At 66.4% G+C, this 26,013-nt stretch carries 21 protein-coding genes; 14 read left to right on the top strand and 7 right to left on the bottom strand.

Translation table 11 applies throughout. The features are described 5' to 3' along the window. Positions 1 to 149: 149 nt before the first annotated feature. The gene (locus ABT392_RS02135) at positions 150 to 1,124 is read left to right on the top strand and encodes a helix-turn-helix transcriptional regulator (RefSeq protein ID WP_395386780.1); all 975 of its coding nucleotides are present in this window, start codon (positions 150 to 152) and stop codon (positions 1,122 to 1,124) included. 69 nt (positions 1,125 to 1,193) lie between these two features. Here the strand turns inward: ABT392_RS02135 and ABT392_RS02130 are convergent, their stop codons facing one another. Next, positions 1,194 to 2,417, bottom strand: a complete 1,224-nt coding sequence (locus ABT392_RS02130; protein ID WP_334278946.1) for a saccharopine dehydrogenase family protein — start codon at positions 2,415 to 2,417, stop codon at positions 1,194 to 1,196. A 142-nt stretch (positions 2,418 to 2,559) separates the two neighbouring features. On the opposite strand from ABT392_RS02130, the gene ABT392_RS02125 reads away from it, so the two are divergent. Beyond that, positions 2,560 to 5,364, top strand: coding sequence for a diguanylate cyclase (locus tag ABT392_RS02125; protein ID WP_395386781.1), 2,805 nt, complete (start codon positions 2,560 to 2,562; stop codon positions 5,362 to 5,364). Between the two features lie 55 nt (positions 5,365 to 5,419). Here ABT392_RS02125 and ABT392_RS02120 read toward each other — a convergent pair whose 3' ends face one another. Beyond that, positions 5,420 to 7,414, bottom strand: a complete 1,995-nt coding sequence (locus tag ABT392_RS02120) for an SDR family oxidoreductase (protein ID WP_395386782.1) — start codon at positions 7,412 to 7,414, stop codon at positions 5,420 to 5,422. A 194-nt stretch (positions 7,415 to 7,608) separates the two neighbouring features. Between ABT392_RS02120 and ABT392_RS02115 the strand changes: the two genes are divergently transcribed. From ABT392_RS02115 to ABT392_RS02105, 3 genes are all read left to right on the top strand, one after another. Next, positions 7,609 to 8,229, top strand: coding sequence for a phasin family protein (locus tag ABT392_RS02115; RefSeq protein WP_395386783.1), 621 nt, complete (start codon positions 7,609 to 7,611; stop codon positions 8,227 to 8,229). 10 nt (positions 8,230 to 8,239) lie between these two features. Next, positions 8,240 to 9,433 carry a patatin-like phospholipase family protein gene (locus tag ABT392_RS02110; RefSeq protein ID WP_395386784.1) on the top strand — a complete coding sequence of 398 codons (1,194 nt, stop codon included), beginning with the start codon at positions 8,240 to 8,242 and terminating at the stop codon, positions 9,431 to 9,433. A 113-nt stretch (positions 9,434 to 9,546) separates the two neighbouring features. After that, complete coding sequence (locus tag ABT392_RS02105) at positions 9,547 to 10,179, top strand: DUF642 domain-containing protein (protein ID WP_395386785.1); 633 nt, start codon at positions 9,547 to 9,549, stop codon at positions 10,177 to 10,179. A 640-nt stretch (positions 10,180 to 10,819) separates the two neighbouring features. Here the strand turns inward: ABT392_RS02105 and ABT392_RS02100 are convergent. The 3 genes from ABT392_RS02100 to ABT392_RS02090 form a co-directional block, all read right to left on the bottom strand. Beyond that, positions 10,820 to 11,800 carry an IS110 family RNA-guided transposase gene (locus ABT392_RS02100; RefSeq protein WP_395384223.1) on the bottom strand — a complete coding sequence of 327 codons (981 nt, stop codon included), beginning with the start codon at positions 11,798 to 11,800 and terminating at the stop codon, positions 10,820 to 10,822. A gap of 379 nt (positions 11,801 to 12,179) precedes the next feature. Next, positions 12,180 to 13,673 (bottom strand): carboxypeptidase M32, encoded by a 1,494-nt coding sequence (locus ABT392_RS02095; RefSeq protein WP_395384224.1) that lies wholly within the window; start codon positions 13,671 to 13,673, stop codon positions 12,180 to 12,182. Between the two features lie 4 nt (positions 13,674 to 13,677). Beyond that, entirely contained in the window at positions 13,678 to 14,166 is a 489-nt protein-coding gene (locus ABT392_RS02090; RefSeq protein ID WP_395384225.1) for a YqaA family protein, read from the bottom strand. A gap of 140 nt (positions 14,167 to 14,306) precedes the next feature. Here ABT392_RS02090 and ABT392_RS02085 point away from each other — a divergent pair, with 140 nt between their 5' ends. The 7 genes from ABT392_RS02085 (at position 14,307) to ABT392_RS02055 (ending at position 22,231) form a co-directional block, all read left to right on the top strand. After that, positions 14,307 to 15,158, top strand: a complete 852-nt coding sequence (locus ABT392_RS02085; RefSeq protein WP_395384226.1) for a substrate-binding periplasmic protein — start codon at positions 14,307 to 14,309, stop codon at positions 15,156 to 15,158. An 88-nt stretch (positions 15,159 to 15,246) separates the two neighbouring features. Next, entirely contained in the window at positions 15,247 to 16,305 is a 1,059-nt protein-coding gene (gene dusB / locus ABT392_RS02080; protein ID WP_334278955.1) for a tRNA dihydrouridine synthase DusB, read from the top strand. After that, positions 16,302 to 16,538, top strand: coding sequence for a Fis family transcriptional regulator (locus ABT392_RS02075; RefSeq protein ID WP_334278956.1), 237 nt, complete (start codon positions 16,302 to 16,304; stop codon positions 16,536 to 16,538). The genes dusB and ABT392_RS02075 overlap by 4 nt, the downstream gene beginning before the upstream one ends. A gap of 29 nt (positions 16,539 to 16,567) precedes the next feature. Then, a complete protein-coding gene (purH, locus tag ABT392_RS02070) occupies positions 16,568 to 18,154 on the top strand; it encodes a bifunctional phosphoribosylaminoimidazolecarboxamide formyltransferase/IMP cyclohydrolase (protein ID WP_334278957.1) in 1,587 nt (528 codons plus the stop codon). Positions 18,155 to 18,705: 551 nt separating this feature from the next. Next, complete coding sequence (locus ABT392_RS02065) at positions 18,706 to 20,112, top strand: coniferyl aldehyde dehydrogenase (RefSeq protein WP_395384227.1); 1,407 nt, start codon at positions 18,706 to 18,708, stop codon at positions 20,110 to 20,112. Next, positions 20,112 to 20,630, top strand: coding sequence for a hypothetical protein (locus tag ABT392_RS02060; RefSeq protein WP_395384228.1), 519 nt, complete (start codon positions 20,112 to 20,114; stop codon positions 20,628 to 20,630). Before ABT392_RS02065 ends, ABT392_RS02060 begins: the two co-directional genes overlap by 1 nt. After that, positions 20,627 to 22,231, top strand: coding sequence for a GMC family oxidoreductase N-terminal domain-containing protein (locus tag ABT392_RS02055; RefSeq protein ID WP_395384230.1), 1,605 nt, complete (start codon positions 20,627 to 20,629; stop codon positions 22,229 to 22,231). Before ABT392_RS02060 ends, ABT392_RS02055 begins: the two co-directional genes overlap by 4 nt. Positions 22,232 to 22,243: 12 nt before the next feature. Here ABT392_RS02055 and ABT392_RS02050 read toward each other — a convergent pair whose 3' ends face one another. Continuing rightward, the gene (locus ABT392_RS02050; protein WP_334278961.1) at positions 22,244 to 22,639 is read right to left on the bottom strand and encodes a hypothetical protein; all 396 of its coding nucleotides are present in this window, start codon (positions 22,637 to 22,639) and stop codon (positions 22,244 to 22,246) included. 71 nt (positions 22,640 to 22,710) lie between these two features. Next, positions 22,711 to 23,127 (bottom strand): PaaI family thioesterase, encoded by a 417-nt coding sequence (locus ABT392_RS02045; protein ID WP_395384231.1) that lies wholly within the window; start codon positions 23,125 to 23,127, stop codon positions 22,711 to 22,713. 171 nt (positions 23,128 to 23,298) lie between these two features. Between ABT392_RS02045 and ABT392_RS02040 the strand changes: the two genes are divergently transcribed. Together ABT392_RS02040 and ABT392_RS02035 are read left to right on the top strand one after the other, a co-directional pair. Continuing rightward, on the top strand, positions 23,299 to 25,335 hold the full coding sequence (locus ABT392_RS02040) for a methyl-accepting chemotaxis protein (protein WP_395384232.1): 2,037 nt from the start codon (positions 23,299 to 23,301) through the stop codon (positions 25,333 to 25,335). Positions 25,336 to 25,377: 42 nt separating this feature from the next. Then, on the top strand, positions 25,378 to 26,010 hold the full coding sequence (locus ABT392_RS02035) for a lysophospholipid acyltransferase family protein (protein WP_334278964.1): 633 nt from the start codon (positions 25,378 to 25,380) through the stop codon (positions 26,008 to 26,010). Positions 26,011 to 26,013 lie beyond the last annotated feature (3 nt).

Raw genomic sequence — 26,013 nt, 5'->3', positions numbered from 1 at the left:
AATGCTTCCATTTCAACCCGAATCGAATCATGGATGAACAGCAAACCAACCGCTCGCTGGCCGTCATGGGCTGGTGGCTCAGCCATTGCCTGCGCAGTGATCCAGGCAGCTGACACAAGCTGTCAGCAGGCCCCAGGCAAGCTGCGCGCATGCAAGCCAGTCGTCTGCTTTCCATCATGTTGCGCCTGCAGGCGCAGGGCCAGGTCACCGCCCATGCGCTGGCCGAGATGCTCGAGGTCTCGGTACGCACCATCTACCGCGACATCGATGCCTTGAGCGCGGCCGGCGTGCCGGTCTATGCCGAGAAGGGGCGCCAAGGTGGCTTTGCGCTGCTGGCCGGCTACCGCACGCGGCTCACCGGGCTGGATCGCCCCGAAGCGCAAAGCCTGTTTCTGGCCGGAGCGCCATTCGCGGCCGAGCAGCTGGGCATGAAAACGGCGCTGGACAACACCCGCTACAAGCTGCTGGCCGCGCTGCCCGATGCGGCGCGCGAGGAGGCCGAGCGTGTGGCCGCGCGCTTCCATCTCGACCCCGTGGCCTGGTTCCAGGGCCCGGACCAGCAAGGCCTGCTGCCCGAGCTGGCGGCCGCAGTCTGGCAGCGGCGAATGCTGCTACTGCGCTATGAGAGCTGGAAAGGCGTGATGGAGCGCCGCGTCGCGCCGCTCGGCCTGGTGCTCAAGAGCGGGTTCTGGTACCTCGTGGCCGCCCACGGCGAACAGGCCCGTACCTATCGCGTGGCTGCCATCGAGATGCTGCGCATCGAAGACGAGCAAGCCGTGTCTCCCGAAGGCTTCAATCTGCAGCGCTACTGGCAGCATTTCTGCACTGACTACGAAGCCCGCATGCAGTCCGGCCGCGCCAGTGTGCGTGCCAGGCCGGCGGCCCTGCGCGAGCTGGCGCGCCTGGGCCAGCGAATGGCCGCGGCGGTGGCCTCAGCCGGCGCGCCGGACAGGCAGGGCTGGCAAAGGCTGCAGATTCCCATCGAGTCGATCGAGGGGGCCGTGGGCGAGCTGCTGCGCCTGGGCCCGCAGGTCCAGGCCCTGGGTCCGCCCGCCTTGGTCGATGCGTTGCGCCAGCGGCTGGCCGAGCTGCAGGAGAGCTACGGACTGGCGCTGCAAAGCTGAGCAACGCAGCGCGCCCGGCCCAGGGCTCGCCAAAGCGCATCAAGGCGCATCAATCAGCCTCAGGCCTTCTCATGCGCTCTCGACTTCAAACGTCAGCCCGGCGCGTTCCTGCAGCCGGCGCTGCAAGGCCAGGCCCATGGCCGCACCTGCGGTCCATACGCCGCCGGGCGTCTGCGTGCGGTCAATCTTCAGCAGGCTCAGGGCCGCCTCGCTGATCATCTTGCTGGTCGAGCCATAGCCCGGGTCACGGTCGCCCTTGACCACGGCGCGCAAGACCTGGCCCTGCGCGGTCCTGCCAATGAAGAGCAGCTCATAGCGACCGCGCTCACGCGCCTGGGCGTTCGGCCCCTCGCCCGGCTTGGCCAGCACGAAGCGCCGCAGGAATTCGCGCGTCGGCGCAAAGCCGAGCAAGGCGTTCTGCAGGCGCGACTGGCGGGCCATGCGGCGGGCGCGCTTTTCGCCGGCTGCGCCCGGGCCGGTCCAGAGCCGCTCGCTGTAGATGAAGTCCTGGCCCCAGGGATGGCCGCGCAAGGCATTGCTGCGGTGCACGTTCTTGGTGTTGATCACGGCCATCACGAAGGGACCGGTCCAGGCCTGTGCCAATTCGTCAAAGGCGGCGTGCTCGCCCTCAGGCTGCGTCGGGCCGCGAAAGCCCGGCGTCAGCGCAAACGGGTCGGCCTGGATGCGCGCCAACTGCGGGTCGCGGCTGATCGCCTTGAACGTGGCCATGCCGCTGGCCAGCGTGCCGCCCGAGGCCGTGCCCTTGATGACACGCACCAGGCCATGCACCTCGGAACAGACGGCGCCCAGGCGCGCCTTCGCCTCTTCCTGAAGATAGACCACACCCAGATCGAAGGGGATGGAATCGAAGCCACAGGAGAACACGATGCGCGCACCACTGCGGGCCGCCAGCGGCTGCAGGAGCGGGATCATCTGAGCCATCCAGAGCGGCTCACCGCACAGATCCACGTAGTCCGTCCCGGCTTGTGCGCAAGCCCGCGCCAGCGCCTCACCATGCAATTGATAGGGCCCGACGGTCGTGATGACGACGCGGGCCTGCGCCACCAGGGCGGCCAGCGCCGCAGGATCACTGGCATCGGCCTGCACGAGGGGCAGTGAATCGCCCGCGCCCAGCTCGCGCCGCAAGTCGGCCAGCTTGGCCCTGTTGCGGCCGGCGAGTGCCCAGCGCAGTTCGCCGTCCTGGCCATAGCGCTGCAAGAGGTACTCAGCCACCAGGCGGCCGGTGAAGCCGCTGGCACCGAACAGGACGAGATCGAAAGGGCGTTGCTGCATGGGGACTCCTTGCCGGGCCTGCATTGTCGGCCCGGCCCTGGCTCCATTGGCGCTGCTGCGGTGAACCCGGGGGGCTCATGCATCTGCTAGCGCCTACACTCAGGGCCGCGCCGACATCTAGCAACGGCGTGACGCCCCGCCGATGAAAGCAACCGACACCGACCGCACCGTGCCGTCCGGGCCGGCCGCGCTGGAGTCGCCGCTGCAGCTGTTCGGCACCGACGACGCGCTGGCCCGCCTGGAAGCCGCCCTGCCCGAGCTGCAGGGACCTGAAAGACTGCTGGGCCTGGCCCATCTGGCCTGGCTGCTGCGCGAACGCGACCCCAAGCGCTCGCTCGACAACGCCGACGCGCTGACTGCAGAGCTGAATGCCAAGCTGAAGGCAAGGCCCGCGGGGTCGGCTGCCATACTGCTGGCGCGCATGGATCTGGTTCGCGCCGAGCAGCGTTATCTGCACGCTGACTGGGCCGCCGCACAGCCTCTGGCCGAACAGGCCATGCAATCCTTCGAGCGCCAGGGCGAACTCCTGGGCCAGGCCGATGCGCAGTGGCTGCTTTGCGCCTTGCACGGTGCCATGGGTCAGGCCGAAACAAGGGACCGCTGCCTGGAGCAGGCGATTGCGCTGGCCCGCGCCGCGCAGGAGCCCGGCCGGCTGCTTTGCTTCGAGGCCACGCAGGCACGCTTTGATGCCTTCCGCGACTGGCCGGCCAGCGAGCTGCGCTGGGCCGCGCACTTCCCGGCCGAGATCGAAAGCCAGCCCGCCAGCGCTCAGGCCGCGCTCTATCTCTACCAGGCCACGCGCGCCTTCCTGGCCAGCGACTTCGCCCGCGCCATCCGCATGTTCATGTGCGTGCATCAGATCGCACTGCAAACCGGCCAGTTGTACGGTGCCATCACCGCATCGGCCAATGTCAGCCATTCCTTCGGCAAGCTGAACGACCACGAGGCCTCGCTGGACTGGGTCCAGCGAGGCCTGGAGCTCGCGCGCGGCTGCGGCTGGCCGCAGGGCCTCGGCGCCTGCCTGACGCAGATGGGCGAGGCCTTGCGCCGGCTCGGCCGCCTGGAGCAGGCGCAGGCCGCGCTGGACGAGGCCCAGGCCATCCTGGCGCCCCTGGGCCGCTCGCGCAATTACGCGATGCTGCTGAGCTGCCGGGCCGAGCTGGCCCTGGACCGCGGCGACAACGAACTCGCGCTGCGGCTGTTCGACGAGATGCCCGAGACCGCGCGTGAATCGGGCCACGTGGGCCTGCTGGAAGCAAACCGCGGCAAGGCCAAGGCCCTGGCGCAGATGGGTCAATGGCCCGAGGCCGAAACCATGGCCGAAGCCTCCCTGCAGGCGGCCATCGCGGCTGGCATGCCAGACCGCCAGATCGAGGCGCTGCAAGTGCTGGCACAGATCCGCAGCCGGGGCGGCATGGACCCGGAGCGCCACGGCCGCGACGACCTGCCGCTGGCCCTGCTGGAGCGGGCGCTGGAGATCAGCCGCAGCATCGAAGGCTTGCAACCGCCCCCCGAGCTGCTGGCTGCCCTGGCGGGTGAGTACGCCCGCATGGCGCGTTTCCCGCAGGCCTATGGCATGGCGGTGCAGGCGTCCGCCGCCCGCGAGAAGCAGCACAGCCGCCTGGCCGCAGAGCGGCTGATCGCCATGCAGCTGCGCTATGCCGCCGAAAGCGCGCGCGCCGAGGCCGAGTACCACAAGCAGCTCGCCTCGGCCGAAGCCCGCCGCTCCGTGCTGCTGCATGAGCAGGGCCAGACGCTGGAAAGGCTGGGCGTGATCGGCCAGGCCATCACAGCCAAGCTCGATGCAGAGTCGATCTGCCTGGCCTTGCACGAGCATGTGCACGAGCTGCTCGATGTGACGGCGCTGGCCATCTTCGCGATGGACGAGAAGGGCGAGCAGCTGAACTCGATCTATGTCAGCGAAGCCGGCCGGCGGCTGCCAATGCGCACGCTGCGCGTGGACGACCCGGTTGCTTCGGCCGCGCGCTGCGCGCGCGAGCGGCGCGAGTTCACGATAGACCGTTCGCCGGAAGAAGAAAGCCCCAGCCATGTGCCCGGCACCCTGCTCTCGCTGAGCGGCATGTACGCGCCCCTGATGATCAATGAGCGCGTGCTCGGCGTGATGACCATACAGTCGCCGCGCCAGCATGCCTATGGCGAGCGCGAGCAACTGATCTTCCGCACGCTGTGCGCCTATGGCGCCATCGCGCTGGACAACGCCAACACCTACCGCCAACTCGAAGCCACGCTGAAGACCCTGCGAGCCACGCAGGCGCGGCTCGAGGAAGCCAGCCTCAGCGACCCGCTCACCGGCCTGCGCAACCGCCGTTTCCTGATGCAGCATCTGGACGCCGACATCAGCATCAGCCTGCGCCGCTACGAAGATGCCATGCGCCAGCGGCCCTGCGAGACGCCCGAAGAAGCGGACCTGGTTTTCTTCATGGTCGACATCGATCATTTCAAGGCCGTCAACGATCAGCATGGCCATGCCGCTGGCGACCAGATACTGATCCAGGTGTGCGAGCGGCTGCGCGAGGTCTCGCGCGAGTCGGACTATCTGGTGCGCTGGGGCGGTGAGGAATTCCTGATGGTGGCGCGGTTGAGCAGCCGCCATGAGGCTGGCCTGATTGCCGAGCGCATCCGCTCGGCTGTTGCCAGCCAGCCCTTCGTGCTCGAGCAAGGCCTGAGCCTGCACAAGACCTGTTCGGTCGGCTTTTCCGCCTTCCCCTTCTTCGCCAAAGCCCCAGGCCGGCTGAGCTGGGAGGAAGTCGTGGAGCTGGCTGACCAGGGCCTCTACCGCGCCAAGCGCGCTGGCCGCAACCGCTGGGTCGGGCTGGCGGCCGCCGAGGGGCAGACGCCGCCGCCGGAGGCGGAGCTCAAGGCCTGGCTGCGTGAACCGGAACCGGCCCTGCAGGTCGGCCTGCTGCGCGAATTGACGGGCCCCTGATCAGTTCGCAAGGCCGCGCGTCGATGCCGAGCGGCCTGGCATCAGGACACCGGCATCAGAAGTGGATGCCCTTCATCATCTGCTGCAAGGCAATTGCCTCGGCCGAGAGCTGCGACTTGCCGCCCTTCTCGCCCTTGGCGGCATCGCTGTCCGGGAACATGCGGAAGCTGGTGTTCATCACGATCTGGGCCACGCGCGGCACCAGGGCGTGCATCAGCTCGCCGGTGATGCCCAGGCGCGTGGCGATGCGCACCGGCTTGTTGATGCAGGCCTGCGCAATCATGTCGGCCGCTTCTTCAGGCGCCAGCGTCGGCACGTTGTTGTAGATCTTGGTGGGCGCAATCATCGGCGTGCGCACCAGCGGCATGTTGATGGTAGTGAAGGTGATGCCGAGATCGGCGTACTCGCTCGATGCGCAGCGGGTCCAGGCGTCGAGCGCGGCCTTGGAGGCCACATAGGCCGAGAAGCGCGGCGCATTGGTCAGCACGCCGATCGAGCTGATGTTGACGATGTGGCCCTTCTTCTTGGCCACCATGCCGGGCAGCAGGCCCATGGTGACGCGCAGGCAGCCGAAGTAGTTCAGCTGCATGGTGCGCTCGTAGTCATGGAAGCGGTCGTAGCTGCCTTCGATCGCGCGGCGGATCGAGCGCCCCGCGTTGTTGATCAGGAAATCGACCCCGCCGAAGTTCTCGCTGATCCAGGCCATCATCTCCGCGCAACTCTGCTCGTTGGCGATGTCGGCAGAGTAGCTGTGGATCTGCGCGTCAGCGCCAGCTGCGGCCTTGATCTCTTTCACCGCTTCGGCCAGCTTCACTTCATCGCGTGCGCAGATCAGCGTGATCGCGCCAGCCTCGGCGAACTTGATGGCCGCCGCGAGGCCAATGCCCGAAGAGCCGCCGGTCACCAGCACCACCTTGCCACCGCAGGTGCCCTTCAGGCTGCGGTCGATCAGCAGCGCCGGATCGAGGTGGCGCTCCCAATAGTCCCAGAGCTTCCAGGCGTAGTCGTGCAGGTTCGGGCATTCGATGCCGGAGCCCTTCAGCGCGGCCGTGGTCTCGCGGCAGTCGAAGCGCGTCGGGTAGTTGATGAAATGGAACAGGTCTTCGGGCAGGCCCAGGTCCTTCATGACGGCATTGCGGATGCGACGCACCGGCGCCAGCGCCATCAGGCCCTTCTTGACACTCTTGGGAATGAAGCCCAAGAGCGCCGCGTTGACGAAGAGGCTCATCTTCGGCGCATGCGCGGCCTTGCTGAAGATGTCCAGCACGTCGCCGACGCGGTAGCCCACAGGGTCCACGAGGTGGAAGCAGCCGCCGCTCTTGCGCTGTTGGTGGCTGATGTGGTCGAGCGCGTCGACGATGAAGTCCACCGGCACGATGTTGACGCGGCCGCCTTCCAGGCCGATCGAGGGCATCCAGGGCGGCAGGATCTGGCGCAGGCGCTGGATCGGCTTGAAGAAGTAGTAGGGGCCGTCGACCTTGTCCATCTCGCCGGTGCGCGAGTCGCCAACCACCATGGCCGGGCGGTAGACGCTCCAGGGCTTCTTGCACTCCTTGCGCACGATCTTCTCGCTCTCGTGCTTGGTCATGAAGTACGGATGGTCCAGCCCTTCAGCCTCGTCGAACATGTCCTCGCGGAACACGCCTTCGTAGAGGCCGGCGGCAGCGATGGACGAGACATGGTGCACATGGCCGGCGTCGATCGCCTGCGCGAACTCGACCATGCTGCGCGTGCCTTCGATGTTGGTGCGGACCTGCGACTCCTCGTCGGCCTTCAGGTCATAGACGGCGGCCAGGTGGTAGACATGGTCGATGGTGCCCTTGAGCGCCTTGATCTGGTCGGCCGCCACGCCCAGCTTCTTGCCGGTGAGGTCGCCAAACACGGGAATAGCGCGGGTCTTGCTGGCGCCCCAGTACTCCAGCAGCTCGGGCAGCTTGTCGCGGCTCTCCTCGCGCAGCAGGAAATAGACGGTGCTGCCGCGGCGCGCCAACAGCTTCTTGACCAGACGCTTGCCGATGAAGCCGGTGGCTCCGGTGACGAAATACTGCATCGTTGTCTCCATGCGTGTTTGAGGATGATTCTTGTCCAAGTCTCAGGGCGCTTTGCTGAGCGCTTACCCGGAGCTTCCCGGATAGAGGCCCCTCACTAGCTTGTGCCTATGCTTTCTGCGGCACGAGCGCCCTATAGTTGTGCGGTCCGCTGCGCTTGCGCGGCCCCTTCCCGAACCAAAAGGACTCCCTGATCATGGTCAAGAAGCTGCAGAAAATGGCTGAGAAGCAGAAAGCGTCGTCCTCGGGTGCCTTCGGCGCCCTGCCCGCCGGGCTGCTGGAAGGCCAGATCGGCCAGACGGTGAAGGACTCGGCCCAGCAGATCTGGGCGGCTGGCCTCGGCGCGTTCGCCAAGGCGCAGGGCGAAGGCGGCAAGGTGTTCGAAGCACTGGTGAGCGAAGGCATGAAGCTGCAAAAGAAAACCCAATCTGCGGCCGAGCAGAAGCTGTCAAGCATGACCAGCAAGGTCACCGGCATGGCCGGCGACGTCGGTGCCAAGGCCGGCCAACATTGGGACAAGCTGGAATCGATCTTTGAAGATCGCGTGGCCAATGCGTTGAAGCGCCTGGGCGTGCCCATGGCCAAGGACATCGACGCGCTGATCGAGCGCATCGATGCGCTGAGCAAGGCTGTTGGCGTGCCGACCAAGGCTGCCGCAACCAAGCCCGCAGCCAAGAAGCTTGCTGCCAAGCCAGCGGCAAGGAAGGTGGCAGCGAAGAAGGCTGCGGCAGCACCTGCTGCACCTGCAAAGAAGGTCGCTGCAAAACCTGCCGCCAAACCTGCTGCCAAGAAGCCGGCAGCCAAGAAGGCCGCCTGAGCGCTGATTGATGTCCAAGAGTTCCCCGCGCCAGGCCAGCGTCGGGCTGGCGCTGGCCGGCGGTGGCCCGCTGGGCGCGATCTACGAGATCGGCGCCCTGTGCGCGCTCGAAGAAGCGCTGCCCGGCTTCAAGTTCACTGAATGCCAGGGCTATATCGGCGTCAGCGCCGGCGGTTTCATTGCGGCCGGCCTGGCCAACGGCCTGTCCCCGCGCCAGCTCTGCGCCGCCTTCATCGAGAACACGGCACCGGCCCCGGATCGCTTCGACCCGGCCCTGCTCCTGCGCCCGGCCTGGGGCGAATACCGCCGCCGTCTGGCCAAGCTGCCGGGCTTGCTGGGCCGCGCCCTCTGGCAGGTCGCCGTGGAAGGTCGCTCTGCGCTGGGTGCCCTGGAGCGCCTGGGGCCCGCCCTGCCCACCGGCCTGCTGTCTGGCGAGCCGATTGCCGAGCAATTGCGCGCCCAGTTCAGCTTGCCCGGCCGGACCGATGATTTCCGTCAGCTGAAATCCCGGCTCGTGCTGGTGGCCACCGACCTGGACAGCGGGCAGGCCATGCCCTTCGGCATGCCCGGCCACGACCATGTGCCGATCTCGCGCGCCGTGCAGGCCAGCGCCGCGCTGCCGGGCTTGTTCCCGCCGGTGCGCATCGATGGCCGCTTCTACGTCGATGGCGCTCTCAAGAAGACGCTGCACGCCTCGGTGCTGCTGGCCCACAAGCCCGAGCTCCTGATCTGCCTGAACCCCTTGGTGCCTTACCGCGCTGATGTCGGCGAGGAGATTCCGCCGCTGGTCGATGCCGGCCTGCCGGTGGTGCTGTCGCAGACCTTCCGCTCGCTGATCCATTCGCGGCTGGAGCTCGGAATGAAGGGCTATGCCCGCAGCCATCCAGAGACCGACATCCTGCTCTTCGAGCCCGATCCACGCGATGCCGAGCTCTACATGGCCAACACCTTCAGCTATTCGCAGCGCCGCCGTCTGGCCGAGCATGCCTATCAGCAGACTCGCGCCATCCTGCGCCGCCAGTTCGCCAGCCTGCGGCCTCGCCTGGCCGGCCATGGCCTGACGCTGGACGAGTCGGTGCTGTTCGATGCCAGCCGCCAGCTGCTGGCCGACAAGCCGCCCGAGCGCACGGCTGCGCAGCGCACGACGGACGCCATGAAGCGGCTGGACGCTGCCCTGACCCGGCTCGAATCGCGAACAGCGTGAAGCCCTTCACGGCCCAAGTTCACGCGCCATTGGCTTGAGGGGGATGCTTCCGCGAGGGGGCTCGGGACAATTGCCGCATCGCGCTCCGGCGCTTGCAACTCACCCCAAACCCCATGAAGAAGCTCCTCGCCGCCGCCCTCCTGACCGCCCCGCTGCTGGCCCTGGCCAGCCCGGTCAATCTCTTGAGCAACGGCAGTTTCGAAGCCACGCCACAGGCCGCAGGCACCTGGAGCCGCCAGAGCACGCTGCCGGGCTGGGTGGTGGCCGCCAACCAGGCCGAGCTGCGCAACGACGTGGCCGGCAAGGCCAGCCAGGGTGTGAACTACCTGGAGCTGGATGTCGACAACAACAGCCTGATCAGCCAGACCATCAGCACCCTCCTGGGTCAGTGGTATGAACTGAGCTTCGACTATTCCAACCGCTCTGGTGTTGCTGTGTCCAGCAATGGCCTGGGCTGGAGCTTTGGCGGCGCGAGCGGCCTGGCGCCCGTGCTGGCCTACAACGGCAGCAGCGGCAACCAGTGGAGCCACTTCAGCATCCTGGTGCAGGCCACCGGCACCAGCAGCACCCTGAGCCTGTGGGCCACGGGCACCAGCGACAGCCTGGGCAGCTCGCTGGACAACGTCTCTCTCAACACCCCCGGCGGCTCGTCGGCAAGCACTGCCGTGCCGGAGCCGCAGAGCCTGGCCCTGATGCTCGCCGGCCTGGCTGGCATGCTCTTCGTCAGCCGCCGCCGTCGCGCCTGAGCCACCCCGATACAAGCCCAAGGCCTCCTGCGGGAGGCCTTGTTCATTTGTGAACTGCATCACGATCTGGCGGGCGGCACCCAGCAAGCGCGGGGATGCAAAGCCATCGGCCATCGCCAACAATAAAGCCATGACGACAGCGAGAACAGGCTGGACGTCGTTGGAAGCGCAGCGCTCGGCGGGTAGAGACAAAGAGCGCGGCGCGAGGCAGAGGCCCCCAAACCTGCCGCTCCACGGCAGGCCCCCCGAGGGGGTCAAGGAAACTCGGGAACGTCCCGTGGTTTCCTTGTGAGCGCATTGATGATTGACTGAAGACGAAGATGTTGGAAACGCATTAGGGCGCCCCTCACCGGGCGCCCTTTCTTTTGGTCCTTAGTCAATCTCCGGGGAAGACGCCAAGCGGCACATTGCTGCCATTCGTTTTCTTGTTCCTCGGTTGGTCGAAGATCAGGCCGCCAGCGGGTTCCCCTGCGCTCGTGTCCCCCGGCCCTGGCTGCGCCAGGTCCTCCTCCTTTACCTCGCTTCGGGAAACCCACTGCCGTCCTGATCCGCACCACTGTGGCCTTCGCCTGGTGGCATGCGCAGGTTCGGCCGAGGGTGTCGGGTGAGGGTTTGGGCGAAGTAAAGACACCGTCTTGAGTCAAGCAGCCAGTGCTGTCCCGTGGGCGGGGTCAAAGGGCTTCTTGGACTTCAGAACGCCGTAGGCGATGGCCAGGAGCTTGTGCATGCAGGCCACGACAACCACCAAACCCGGCTTGTTCTGCGCCTTCAAGCGAGCCCAGAAAGCGGCGATGGGCGGGTTGTACTTGGCAGCCACCATCGCCGGGTAGAACAGCGCCTGGCGTAGCTCTTTGTGCCCCGTGGGATGCGTCCCCCTGCTGCGATTCAGCGAGCTGCCTGATTGCCGGATCATCGGCGACAGGCTTGCATAGGCCACCAGCGCTTTGGCTGAGCTGAAGCGCTCGGGTCTTCCGATGTAGGCCAGTAGCTGCGGGATGGTCTTCTCACCCAGTCCCGGGATCGTCTGCAACAGTTCCTTGCGTCCGCGCAGGTCTGGGTCATCGTCGATGCTCGACTTGATCTGTGCTGTGACTTCCTCGATGGCACCCACCAGACTGTCCACCATGGCCTGGATCGACGGCCGCACCGAGTCATGCGCAACATCCAGCCGATTGAGCTCGGCCTGGCGCATGTCCTGCAGTGTCTGCAGACGCAGCACCAGCGCTTGCAGCCTGCGCAGCCCCAGCGTCGGCGCCTCCCAAAGTTCCAGCTCATGCTTGTGTGCAAAGCGGGCAAGCGCCTTGGCATCCGCGTTGTCGGTCTTGTTGCGTATGCCTTCGGATTCGATGAAGCGCTTGACCCTCAGCGGGTTCACCACGGAGACAGCCACCCCGCTGTCATGCAGGAACACGGCCAGCGCCTCGTGATAGCTGCCCGTTGCTTCCATGCACGCGTGAGCCTCGCTCTTGCCGCCCTGAACGTGAGACTCGATCCAGTCCATCAGTTGGGAAAACCCCGCCGCATCGTTGGCAAAGACCTTCGAGCGGAACTTCCCCTGCGCATCAAGCAAAGCGACATCGAACTTCCTCTTGCTGATATCCACACCTAGCTTCGTTCTCATGACGTTCCTTCGCAAAGCGCTTATCCGACTTGCGCACCCTGATATGCGGGGTCGCCACCGGAGAGGCTCCGGCAGCGCCCCAAGACACCGTTCGAGCTGTCGCGTCGAATCCGCCGGGGGCACCAGTCTTTACCTCTGGCTCAAAGGCCATAGGGGGAGCGCGGCATCACCCTGACGGGCTTCGCTAAAGCGGAACGAAGCAGCGTGATTCTGATATCAGGAGGAGGATCGGGCGAAGCCCGGTCCGGGGGACAGGAGCACAAGCCCTCACCCGATGGCCTCGGCAGCGCGAACGAGCTTCAACGCGAACGGCTGCAAAGTGCCGTCAAGAGAAACCTCCGGAAATCGGCGATGTACGCTTCTTCTTGGCAGCCCTGAATCAACCCAGATAGCGCGCCTGCAGATGCGCCTTGAAGTGCGCCGGGTTCAGCGGCTCGCCGCTGGCGCGCTGCACCAGCTCGGGCGTCGTCCAGCGGCTGCCCTGGGTCCAGACACGGTCACGCAGCCAGTCGAACACCAGGTTCAGCTCGCCGGCAGCAATGCGCGCATCCAGCTCCGGCGTCTCGCGGCGCATCGCGGCGAAGAACTGGGCGGCATACATGGCGCCCAGCGTGTAGCAGGGGAAGTAGCCGAACAGACCGGCGCTCCAGTGCACGTCCTGCATGCAGCCGTTGCGGTAGTTGCCGCGGGTGTCGATGCCCAGCAGCTCCTGCATCTTGGCATCCCACAGGGCCGGGATGTCTTCGCACTCGATCTGGCCTTCGATCAGGGGCCGCTCGATCTCGTAGCGCAGGATCACATGAGCCGGATAGGTCACTTCGTCTGCATCAACGCGAATGAAGCCCGGCGCCACGCGCGTCATCAAGCGCTGCAGATTGCCGGGCGTGAATGCCGGCTGGTCGCCCAGGTGCTTGATCACCAGCGGGCTCAGCAGCTGCGCGAATGCCGGATGGCTGCCAAGTTGCATCTCGAACGAAAGGCTCTGGCTTTCATGCAGGCCCATGGAGCGCGCGTTGGCAATCGGCTGGCCCAGCCAGTCGCGACGCAGGCCCTGCTCGTAGCGGCCATGGCCGGTCTCGTGCATCGTGCCCGTCAGGCTGGGCAGGAACGTGTCTTCGCGATAGCGCGTGGTCATGCGCACGTCTTCGGGCACGCCGCCGCAGAACGGGTGGGCGCTTTCGTCCAGGCGGCCACCGTCGAAATCAAAGCCAAGGAGCTTCATCGCATCCAGGCCCAGCGCGCGCTGCGCGGCCTGCGGGAAGGGGCCGACCGGCTCGATGGTGGTTTCGCTCGCCTGCCTGTCCTGCACCGCGCGAATGAGGCCTGGCAGCCATTGGCGCAGGTCGCCAAACACGCGGTCGACCTCGGCGCTGCGCATGCCGGGCTCATAGCGGTCCAGCAAGGCGTCGTAGAGCGAGAGGCCGCTGCTCTCGGCCAGCAGCCTGGCCTCTTCGCGCGCAAGACGCACCACTTCGCGCAGGTTCTCCAGATGCCCCGGCCAGTCATTCGCCGGCCGCTGGCTGCGCCAGGCATGTTCGCAGCGCGAGCTGGCCAATGACTTGGCCTCGACCAGCGCCTGCGGCAGGGCGTTGGCGTCGCGCCAGGCCCGACGCATTTCGCGCAGATTGGCTTTCTCCACGTCGCCGAGCGTTTCCGCCTCGGCCTCGTCCAGCAACTGGGCCAGGGCCGGGTCGGTGGACAGTTCATGCAGCAGGCCGCCCATCTCGGCCAGCGCCAGCGAGCGGGCTTCGTTGCCCTTGGGTGGCATGTTGGCGCTCTGGTCCCAGCTGGCAATGGCCTGCAGATGGTTGAGACGATGCAGACGCTGGTGGCGGCTGCACAGATCCTGGTAGGCGGTGTTGATGGTGCTCATCGCGCTATTTTGGGGGCCAGATGTACAGCAAGGCCCAGGTCATGCACAGATAGCGGCCGAACTTGCCCACCGCCATATAGAGCAGGCAGGGCCAGAAGGGCATGCGCAGCCAGCCGGCCACGGCGCACAGCGGGTCGCCCACGCCGGGCAGCCAGGACAGGAGACAGGCCCGCGGGCCGAACTGCTGCAACCAGCGCAAGGCGCGGCCCTCGGTCATCGGCTTGTGTGTGGCGCGCTCTACGGCCCGCTCAGCGCCGTAGCCCATCCACCAGGTGATGGCGCCGCCCAGGGTGTTGCCTGCTGTGGCAACCAGGATGGCGGGCCAGAACACCTCAGGCGAGAGCCGCACCAAGCCATAGACCGCCGGCTCCGAACCCATGGGCAGGAGCGTCGCTGAAACCAGGGCAATGACAAAGATCGCCGGCAGCCCCACCGTGGGCAAGGCAAAAAGCAGCAGCACCGCGTTGATCTGTTCTTGCAACCAGGCTTCCATGCCACCCATTATCAGGACGAACCCGGCTTGCCCCCCTCCGGCGCAGGCTGCACACTCGACAGCCTAGATGCGCGTTGGGAGCATCGACAAGACCCGCGCCGGATACACGGCAAGAACGCGGGATCGAATCAAGGACCACCATGTCTGATCTGAAGTCTGCACGAGCGCCCCGCAGAGGGCCCGGGCTCTTCCAAAGCCTCGCCGCAGCGCTCGGTTTCACGCTGGCCCTTGGCTGGCCGCTGCACGGCGCGCAGGCCCAGCCGACCGAGAGCTGCAAGCAATTGACGGCTTCGGGCAACCCGCAATACCCGCCCTACCTCTGGCGCGACCCCGAAGACGAGAACCGCCTCATCGGCGCGAATGCCGACCTGATGCAGTTGCTGGCGCGCGAAATCGGCATCCCGATCGAGGTGCGTTACATCGGCCCCTGGGGCCGGGTGCAGGAAGAAACGCGGGCCGGCCGCATCGACCTGATCGCCGGCGCCTTCTTCACGCTGCCGCGCACCGAGTACATGGACTACTTCCACCCGGCCTTCCGGGAAACGCGCTCGGTGGTCTGGACCCGCGACAACCTGCGCCTGAACTACCGCCGCTGGGCCGACCTCGGCTCGCTGCAGGGCGTCACAGTGATCAACAACAGCTTCGGCGAAGACTTCGACCGCTATGCGCGCGAGAACCTGAAGATGTCCACCGTGGCAAGCCTGGAGCAGGCCATCCAGATGCTGCAAAAAGGGCGCGCCGACTACCTGGTCTATGAAGACAGCCCCGGCGCCGCCTTCCTGGCCAAGATGAACATCACGGACCTCAAGTCCCTGAGCCCGGCAGTTGCCAACGAAAACCTGCATCTGACGCTCTCGCACAAGTCAGCCTGCAACACGCCCGAGCTGCGCGGCCGCATCACCCGGGCCATCTACAAGATGACCCGTGCCAATGTGATGCAGGGCCTGATCGACAAGAACATCCAGCTCTGGCGCAAGCAGAACCAGCAGTGAAGTTCTACCAGGGCGTAGGTGCCCTGGGCGTGGGTGGCGGGGTATACTCCTGCCTCTTTTTTAGGCAAGAACCTCCCCCGCTTCCACCATGCAGATCGGCCCCTATTCGCTGCCGAACAATCTGTTCGTCGCGCCGATGGCCGGGGTGACGGACCGGCCTTTCCGCATGCTGTGCAAGCGACTGGGCGCCGGCTATGCGGTCAGCGAGATGGTGACCTCCCGCCGGGACCTCTGGAACAGCCTGAAGACCTCTCGCCGCGCCAATCACGAAGGCGAAGCCGCGCCGATCTCGGTGCAGATCGCCGGCACCGATGCGGCCATGATGGCCGAGGCCGCCCGCTACAACATCGAGCGCGGCGCCCAGATCATCGACATCAACATGGGCTGCCCGGCCAAGAAGGTCTGCACCAAATGGGCCGGTTCGGCCCTGATGCAGGACGAGCCGCTGGCGCTGGAAATCATCTCCGCCGTGGTGCAGGCCTGCGCGCCGAGCGGCGTACCCGTCACCCTGAAGATGCGCACCGGCTGGTGCCAGGCCGAGAAAAACGCGCTCTCGATTGCGTTGGCCGCGCAAGAAGCCGGCATCGCGATGCTGACCATCCACGGCCGCACGCGCGAGCAGGGCTACGGTGGCAACGCGGAGTACGACACCATTGCCGCGGTCAAGGCCGCCCTGCGCATCCCGGTGGTCGCCAACGGCGATATCGACACGCCGCAAAAGGCCGCCGAGGTGCTCAAGCACACGGGCGCTGACGCCATCATGATCGGCCGCGCAGCGCAAGGCAGGCCCTGGATCTTTCGCGAGATCGCGCATTACCTCGCCACCGGCGAGACGCTGCCGGCCCCCACCGTTGGCGAAGCCAGCAGCTGGCTGATCGAGCATCTGCACGACCACTACGGCCTCTACGGCGAACTGACCGGCATGCGCAGCGCGCGCAAGCACATCGGCTGGGCCGTGCGCGGCCTGCCCGGCGGCGAAGATTTCCGCCAGCGCATGAACCTCCTGGAGAGCAGCGCCGAGCAGGTGCGCGCGCTCTCGAGCTGGTTTGCCGAGCTGGGCCAGGAACATGAACGCCTTCCCACGACCGCAGCTGTCATCACTACCAACATCGCGGCCAACGACGAACAACTAGAGCAACAGGCATGAGCCAACAAAAACACATCGAAGCCTGCGTGCGTGAGAACCTGGAAGCCTATTTCCGCGATCTCGACGGCGAAGAACCGCACTCCATGCACGAGATGCTGATCAAGGTCGTGGAGCGCCCGCTGCTCGAGGTCGTGATGGCGCAGGCCCACGGCAACCAGAGCAAGGCTGCCGAATGGCTGGGCATCAACCGCAACACCCTGCGCCGCAAGCTGGCTGACCATCAGCTGCTCTGAAGAATTCTTTGAAACTTGAAGGCTCCGCCATGTCCGCACGACAACTCACCGCCCTGATCTCGGTTTCCGACAAGACCGGCATCGTCGATTTCGCTTCGGCCCTGCACGCCCTCAACGTGCGCCTGCTGTCCACCGGCGGCACCGCCAAGCTGCTGGCGGATGCCGGCCTGCCGGTGACCGAGGTGGCCGATCACACCGGCTTCCCGGAGATGCTCGACGGCCGCGTCAAGACGCTGCACCCGATGGTGCATGGCGGCCTGCTGGCACGTCGCGACTTCCCCGAGCACATGGCGGCCGCCGAGAAGCACGGCATCACCATGATCGACATCCTGGCCGTCAATCTGTACCCGTTTGAATCCACGGTCGCAAAGCCTGGCTGCACGCTGGCCGACGCCATCGAGAACATCGACATCGGCGGCCCGGCCATGGTGCGCAGCGCCGCCAAGAACTGGCAGGACGTGACCGTCCTGACCGATGCATCGCAGTACGCGCAAGTGCTGGCCGAATTGAAGGCCGATGGCAAGACCAGCGACAAGACCCGCTTCGCCGCCTCCGTCGCCGCCTTCAACCGCATCGCCCAGTACGACGCCGCGATCAGCAACTACCTCTCGGCCTACCAGGAAGACGGCACCCAGTCCGCCTACCCGGGCCAGATGAACAGCAGCTTCATCAAGGTGCAGGACCTGCGCTACGGCGAGAACTCGCACCAGAGCGCCGCGCTCTACCGCGACCTGCACCCGGCGCCCGGCTCGCTGGTCACCGGCAAGCAGTTGCAGGGCAAGGAGCTCTCGTACAACAACATCGCCGATGCCGATGCGGCCTGGGAATGCGTGAAGAGCTTCGACGCCCCGGCCTGCGTCATCGTCAAGCATGCCAACCCCTGCGGCGTGGCCGTGGCGGCCAATGCGGCCGAGGCCTACAGCAAGGCATTCAAGACCGACCCCACGAGCGCATTCGGCGGCATCATCGCCTTCAACCGCGAAGTCGATGGCGCGGCGGCGCAGCTCGTTTCCAAGCAATTCGTTGAAGTGCTGATGGCACCGAGCTTCACGGCCGAGGCGCTGGAAGTCTTCAAGTCCAAGGTCAATGTGCGCCTGATGCAGATCGAGCTGCCGCCCGGTGGCGACACGGCCTGGCTGCAAGGCCGCAACCTGGGCGACAGCAAGCGCGTCGGCTCCGGCATCTTGCTGCAATCGGCAGACAACCATTTCCTGAAGAAGGAAGACCTGAAGATCGTCACCCAACTGCAGCCCTCGGCAGAACAACTGAACGACCTGATGTTCGCCTGGACCGTGGCCCAGTACGTCAAGAGCAATGCCATCGTCTTCTGCGGTGGCGGCATGACGCTGGGTGTCGGTGCCGGCCAGATGAGCCGCATCGACTCGGCCCGCATCGCCTCGATCAAGGCCGAGAACGCCAGCCTGTCCCTGAAGGGCTCGGTCGTCGCGTCCGACGCCTTCTTCCCGTTCCGCGACGGCCTGGATGTGCTGGCCGATGCCGGCGCCTCCTGCGTCATCCAGCCGGGTGGCTCGATGCGCGACGACGAGGTGATTGCCGCCGCCAACGAACGCGGCATCGCCATGGTGCTGACCGGCGTTCGCCACTTCCGTCACTGAAGCCTCGCGCTTGCATAGAACAGCCCGGCCATGCCGGGCTTTTTTTCTTCTTCGCCGATCTGCCTGGAAGACGCCAACCGGCACATTGCTGCCATTCGTTTTCTTGTTCCTCGGTTGGTCGAAGATCAGGCCGCCAGCGGGTTCCCCTGCGCTCGTGTCCCCCGGACCTGGCTGCGCCAGGTCCTCCTCCTTTACCTCGCTTCGGGAAACCCACTGCCGTCCTGATACGCACCACTGTGGCCTTCGCCTGGTGGCATGCGCAGGTTCGGCCGAGGGTGTCGGGTGAGGGTTTGGGCGAGGTAAAGGAGGAGGATCGGGCGAAGCCCGGTCCGGGGGACAGGAGCACAAGCCCTCACCCGATGGCCTCGGCAGCGCGAACGAGTTTCAACGCGAACGGCTGCTACGTGCCGCCAAGAGACATCCCCGGAATTCGGCGATGAACCCTTTTGTCACCAGCGCGACTAGACGCGATCCTCTAGCCAAGGGGCTGCCCGGTTGGCCGGACCCCTTCTTGCGGTTAGCCTCTGGTCCAAACAGGACCCGGAGACAAGATGGACCAGTCCCTACACGAGCGGCTGCACCTGGCGCTGGAGCAGCAGCGGCGCGCCTTCGAAGTCGAGCGCATGCCCAGCTACGCCGTGCGCCGCGACCGGCTGCAGCGCCTGCTGGACATGACCGCCAAGCATGGCGACGCACTCGCAGCCGCGATGTCGCAGGACTTCGGCCACCGCGCGCGGCAGGAGTCGCTGCTGGCCGATGTGTTCACCGTCGAATCCGGTGCGCGGCATGCGATCCGCCAGCTGAAGAAATGGATGAAGGCCCGCCGCGTGGCCACGCCTCTGCACTTCCTGCCGGGCCGCAACGTCCTGATGCGCCAGCCGCTGGGCGTGGTCGGCGTCGTCGCGCCCTGGAACTACCCCTACTACCTGGCGATGGAACCGGCGGTCGCCGCACTGGCGGCCGGCAACCGCGTGCTGATCAAGCCCTCCGAGCTGACGCCCGCCACCTCGGCCCTGATGGCCAGGATCGTGTCCGAGCATTTCGCGCCTGAGGAGATGCAAGTCATCACGGGCGACGCGGAAGTCGGCAAGGCCTTTACGCAACTCCCCTTCGACCATCTGTTCTTCACCGGCTCCACCGCCGTGGGCCGCCACGTGGCGCAGGCGGCGGCCAAGAACCTCACGCCGGTCACGCTGGAACTGGGCGGCAAGTCGCCGGCACTGGTCGACCGCAGTTGCAACCTGGAGCTCACCGCCTCGCGCCTGGCCTTCGGCAAGCTTTTCAACGCCGGCCAGACCTGCGTGGCGCCCGACTACCTCCTGGTGCCGCGCGAGATGGTGGAGCCGCTCGCTAAGAAGATCCTCGAGGAGATGCGCCGCATGTATCCGGCGATCGCCAACAACCCCGACTACTCCAGCATCGCCACGCCACGCCATCACGCGCGCCTGCAACAGCTGCTGGACGACGCTGAGGCCAAGGGCGCCCGCGTGCTGCGCAGCCATGTGGAGCAACCCCAGGACCGGCGCCTGGTGCCGGCCTTGCTGCTCGACGTGAACCCGTCGATGACCGTGATGCAGGAAGAGATCTTCGGCCCGCTCTTGCCGGTGATCGGCTACGAGCGCGTGGACGACGCCATCGCCCACATCAATCGCGGCGAGCGTCCGCTGGCGCTTTACTGGTTCGGCCAGGACAGCGCCGCCCGCGATCATGTGATGCGCCAGACCCACGCCGGCGGCGTGACGATCAATGACTGCCTCTGGCACCTCGGCCAGGAAGAGCAGCCCTTCGGTGGCGTCGGCGCCAGCGGCATGGGCTCGTACCACGGCGAATGGGGCTTCCGCACCTTCAGCAAGGAGAAGCCGCTGTTCATCCAGTCGCGCTTTGCGGGCACCAGGCTGTTCCAGCCGCCCTATGGCGCCACCTTCGAGCGCCTCCTGGGCCTCCTGAAGAAACTCTGATGACGATGATGAAAAGACGCAGCCTCCTGAAGCTGGGCCTTGGCGCAGCCGTGGTGCTGGGCGTGGCTGGCGCGGGCGTGGCGATGTTGAAGCCTGGTCTGGTGGACGGTGGCAAGAAGCTCTCACCGGGTGGTCGCCAGATCTTCGCGGCTGTCGCCCGCGCGGTATTCGATGGCGGCCTGCTGGACCCCAGGAACGAGGCGGCCATGAAGGCGCTGCTGGATCGTCTGGACCAGAACATCGCCGTGTTTCCCGCCGCCGTACGCGACGAGTTGTCGCAGGTCCTGAGCCTGCTCGACACCGCCGCAGGCCGCTTCGCGCTGATCGGCCTGAAGAGCGATTGGGCCACGGTGCCCACGGCCGAGCTGGCCGGCGTGCTGGACGCGCTGCGGCTGTCCGGCAGCAACACCCGCCAGCAGATCTATCACGCGCTGCGCGACCTGTGCAGCGTCGCCTTCTTCACCGACCCGGCCAACTGGGCGGCGGTCGGCTACCCAGGTCCCCGAGAAATCCCATGAACGATCCCATCAAGGAAGGCCTGGCCCGCGGCTGGAAGGTGATCGGCGGCGGCCGCGCGCCGCTGCCTGCAGCGTTCGACTGCGACGTCGCGATTGTCGGCAGCGGCGCGGGCGCCGGCATCACGGCCGAGCTGATGGCGCGTGCCGGCATGAAGGTGCTGATCATCGAAGAAGGCCCGCTGCGCTCCAGCTCCGACTTCAAGGCCCAGCGCGAGGCCGATGCCTACCCCAACCTCTACCAGGAAGGCGCCGGCCGCAAGACGCTGGACCAGGCGATGAACATCCTTCAGGGCCGCTGCGTCGGCGGCTCTACTACGGTGAACTGGACCGGTTCCTTCCGCACGCCCAAGGACGCGCTGGAGACCTGGGCTTCCCAGTTCGGCCTCAGCGACTTCACCGAATCGCAGATGGCACCCTGGTTCGAACAGGTCGAACGCCGGCTGAACATCTCGCCCTGGGCGGCCGAGCCGAACCAGAACAATGGCATCCTGAAGCGCGGTGCCGACAAGCTCGGGATTCCGACCTATGTGATCCAGCGCAACGTCAAGGGCTGCTGGAACCTGGGTTCCTGCGGCATGGGCTGCCCGACGAATGCCAAGCAGTCGATGCTGGTGACCACGATTCCTGCAGCCCTGGACCTCGGTGCCACGCTCGCCGTGCAGACGCGTGCCGAGCAATTGCCGATCAAGGACGGTCGCGTCGAAGCCCTGCTGTGCCAGCCCATCGCCTTGGATGGCAGCGTGAACGGCGAGCTGATGCGCGTCCGCGCCAAGCACTATGTCGTCGCCGGTGGCGCGATCAATTCGCCGGCCCTGCTCTTGCGCTCGAAGGCGGCCGACCCGCACAGCCTGCTGGGCAAGCGCACCTTCCTGCATCCCACCGTCGCCAACGGTGCGGTGATGCCCGAACCGGTGCAAGGCTGGGCGGGCGCGCCGCTGTCGATCTTCAGCGACCACTTTCTGCATCAGGGTCCGGTCGACGGGCCCATGGGCTACAAGCTGGAAGTGGCGCCGGTGCACCCGGCTTTTGCGGCGACCAACCTGGGCGGCTTCGGGCCGGCGATGGCCGAGCGAGTGAAGCAGTTCCCGAACACGCAGGTGATGATTGCCTTGCTGCGCGACGGCTTCCACGCGCAGTCGCCAGGCGGCCAGGTCAAGCTGCGCAGCGATGGCACGCCGCAGCTTGACTACCAGCTCAACGACTACCTGTTCGATGGTGTGCGCCGTGCCTATGTCTCGATGGCCGAGATCCAGTTCGCCGCCGGCGCGCGCAGCGTGCGCCCGGTGCATGAACTGGCGGGCGAGTACAAGACCCTGGCCGAGGCCAAGGCCGGCATCGCCAAGCTGGACCTGAAACCCTTCATCACCACGGTGGGCAGCGCCCACGTGATGGGCGGTTGCACCATGGCCGCCGATGCGGCCCGCGGCGTGGTGCGGCCCGACGGCCAGCACTGGCAGATCGCCAATCTCTCGGTGCACGACGGTTCGCTGTTCCCGACCAGCATTGGCGCCAATCCGCAGCTCTCGGTCTATGGACTGGCCAACCGCCTGGCGCAAGGCCTGATCACGCGGCTAGGCGGCACCGCCGAAGCGCTGGCCTGATGCTCGCATGATTCAGTCGGTGCGCAGGCCGCAGGCGGCAATCCAGCGCATGGCCTCCTGCTCGTCAGTGCTGACCTGGAACTTGATATGACGCGTGTGGCGCTCCAAGCGCTCGCTGGTCGTCACGCGAAAATGGTCGGCGCGGCGGATGTCGGTCGCCGCCACAAGGCCCTGCCCGACCGCTTCGGCAATCAATGCCCAGAAGGCATCGAGCGCCTCGGGCGGCATGGCTTCAAAACGCGTCAAGTCCGAATACAAGGCCCAGGGGCGGCCGTCGCGCGACCGCCAGTACAGGTCCATCTCACGCCGCATGGCCTGCACGAGATCCAGGGTCAGACTGCCTTCCATCGTCAGGTGCAGCACATCGATGCGCCCGTGCAGGCTGTAGCTGCCATGCTTGCTCTTCATCCATTCCCCTCGCAGGACCGGATCGTTCTCCGCCACGCTCGCCGCCGCTGCCGGGCTCGCGGCGCTAGCGCCTAGGCCTTAGGGTACAGCAGCATCTGCGTGCAACGGAACAGGGCCATCCTGCGGCCCGTTTCACGATGGGTGACCACGGCATCCCACACCTGCGTGGTCTTGCCCAGGTGCACGGCCGTGGCCGTGCAATCCACCGTGCCCTCGCGGGCCGTGCTGAAGAAGTTGGACTTCAGCTCGATGGTGGTGAAGCTGTGGGCGCCTTCGGGCAGGTTGGCCATCACGCCATAGCCCGAGGCCGTGTCGGCCAGCGTCACCACCGAGCCGGCATGCAGGAATCCGTTGGGCGCCATCAGCTCCTTGCGCACCTCCATCTCCGCGCGGATCTCGCCCGGCGCCACGGCCAGGATGCTGATGCCCAGATGCCCTGGCAGATTGCCGGCGCCGAACTGATTGAAATGCGTTGCGTCGAGCGACATGGCGAACTCCCGTGAAGATTGCCGCATTTTCCAGCCTCCACCGCACGCCGCTGTCCCTGCTTTGACAACCCGCAAGACCGGCGTCAGTGCGCGCGACTAGATTCCCGGCCACTGACCTGCCCACCTCCGACACCGGTGAGGCCAGGCGTTGTCACCCAGGAGACAAGATCGATGTCGAGCAGTACCCATTCGCAATCGCAGCGGCAGGCTGTCAGGGCCAGCGGCTCTGCAAACCAAGGCTTCTTCGCCTATCACGGCATCTGGGCGCCGGGCGTGCGTCTGTTCCGCCAGCTGCGCTTTGGCAGCAAGGCCCTGCTCATCTCGCTGACCTTCATGCTGCCCATGCTGGGCCTGCTGAGCTGGCTCGTTGTCACCGACGATGGCGAACTGATGCAAGCCCGCCGGACCTCGACCCGCCAGCACGTCGAGATAGCGCACGGCGTGCTGCAATGGGCGCACGGGCTGGAAGCTGCCGGCCTGCCCCGCGAGCAGGCCCAGGCGCAGGCGCGCCAGGCCATCTCGGCGCTGCGCTACGAGGGCCAGGAGTACTTCTGGATCAACGACATGCAGCCCCGCGTGGTCATGCATCCGATGAAGCCGGCACTGGACGGCAAGGACGTCGGCGACCTCAAGGATCCCAATGGCCTGCACTTGTTCAAGGCCTTCGTCGACGAGGTGCGCAAGAACGGCAAGGGCTTCGTTGCCTACCAGTGGCCCAAGCCAGGCAGCGAAACTCCGGTAGAGAAGATCTCCTATGTGATGGGCTTCGAGCCCTGGGGCTGGGTGATCGGCTCGGGCATCTACATCGATGACCTCAAGGCCATGGAGCGGGCCCATATCACCAAGGTGGCCGGCGTCGTTGCGGTCACCCTGCTGCTGGCCGGCTACCTGTTCCTGTGCTTCTACCGCGTGATGGAAGGCGGCATCAATGAAACCCGCCGCCACCTGCGCGCCATGACCGACGGCGACCTGACCACCTCACCCTCCCCATGGGGGCGCGACGAGGCCGCCCAGCTGATGCGGAACCTGGCAGAGATGCAGGAGTCGCTGCGCCAGATGGTGCTGCGTGTTCGCCACTCCAGCGACCAGATCGTCCACTCCAGCGACGAGATCGCCAGCGGCGCGCTGGACCTGTCGGCGCGCACCGAGCAGGCAGCGGCGAATCTGGAGCAGTCGGCGTCCTCGATGGAAGAGATTTCGGCCACGGTCAGGACCAGCGCGGACCACACGGCCGAGGCATCGACCCTGGCACGCCAGAACGCTGAGACGGCGTCCGACGGCGGCCGCGTCATGCAGGAGGTCGTGCAGACCATGGAGGGCATCCGGACCTCGTCGGCACGCATCTCCGACATCATCGGCACCATCGACGGCATTGCCTTCCAGACCAACATCCTGGCGCTCAATGCCGCCGTCGAAGCCGCTCGCGCAGGCGAGCAGGGACGCGGGTTCGCGGTCGTGGCCAGCGAGGTGCGCATGCTGGCCCAGCGCAGCGCGGACGCGGCCAAGGAGATCAAGACGCTGATCAGCGGCAGCGTCGAGCAGGTGGAAGCAGGCACGGCCATCGTGCGCCGCGCCGGTGAAACCATCGAGAACATCGTCGAGGGTTCCCGCCGCGTCGACACGCTGCTGGGCGAGGTTGCCGGTGGCTCTCGTGAGCAAAGCCTGGGCATCTCGCAGATCGGCCAGGCGGTACAGGAACTCGATCGTGCCACGCAGCAGAACGCAGCCCTGGTCGAAGAAACCGCAGCGGCCGCCGCCTCGATGAAGCAGCAGGCTGGGGGCCTCGCGGCCGAGGTGGCCCGCTTCATGCTGCCCGATGGGCTGGCGCTGCAGGAGGAAGAGGCGGGCGAACAGGCCGACTTCGACTTCGACGGTGCGATCGATGCGCATCGGCAATGGAAGATCAAGCTGCGCCAGGCCATTTCCGAACGCAGCAGGCTTGATGCCGACACCATCTGCCGGGATGACCAATGCCCGCTGGGTCGCTGGCTGCATGGCGAAGGCGGCAGGCGCTGGGGCGGGCGACCGACCTTCGTGTCCCTGGTCGAAAAGCATGCGCAGTTCCACCAGACCGCCGGGGGCGTGGCCCGCAGCATCAACGGCGGCCAGTACCAGCAGGCGGAGCGCCTGATCGGCGCCGGTTCGGCCTTCGCTCGCATCTCCACCGAGGTGAGCACCCTGCTGACCCAGGCCAGGCGCGGCATGTAGGGCAGGAGCGGACTGCGAGGCAGGGGCGGAGATAATCGCCCCATGTCTCCAGCCGACTTCGCCGGCCTCTTCCTGTCCTTTCTTGCGCGCCTGATCACCGGCACGCAAGGCCACTGGAAGGGCTGCCCGCCTACTGCCGAGCAGCGCATCTACTTCGCCAACCATCAGAGTCATTTCGACTGGGTGCTGATCTGGGCGGCGCTGCCCCGGGAGCTGCGGGCACAAACCCGCCCCATCGCAGCCCGCGACTACTGGACCAGCAGCCCGCTCAAGAAATGGCTCACGAGCGAGGTGTTCAATGCCATCTATGTGAGCCGCACCCGCAGCAGCCCCGATGAAGATCCGCTGGAGCCCCTGGTCGAGGCGCTCTCGAATGGCGACTCGCTGGTGATCTTTCCCGAGGGCACGCGCTCCAACAAGGGCGACCCGCAGGCCTTCAAGGCCGGGCTCTATCACCTGGCCGAGCAGTTCCCCGATGTGCGCCTGATACCCACCTGGATAGACAACGTGCAGCGCGTGATGCCCAAGGGCGAAGTGGTGCCGGTGCCCATCCTGTGCACCGTCACGTTTGGCGAGCCCATGCAGATCGAGTCGGGCGAAGACAAGCGCGCCTTCCTGGAGCGCGCGCGCGCCGCGGTGATGAAGCAGCGGCCGGTGCAGGAGCGTGCGCAATGAGGG

Source organism: Paucibacter sp. JuS9 (assembly GCF_044043925.2).
Classification (GTDB): domain Bacteria; phylum Pseudomonadota; class Gammaproteobacteria; order Burkholderiales; family Burkholderiaceae_C; genus JAUASW01.
This window is presented reverse-complemented; position numbering and strand designations above follow the sequence as displayed.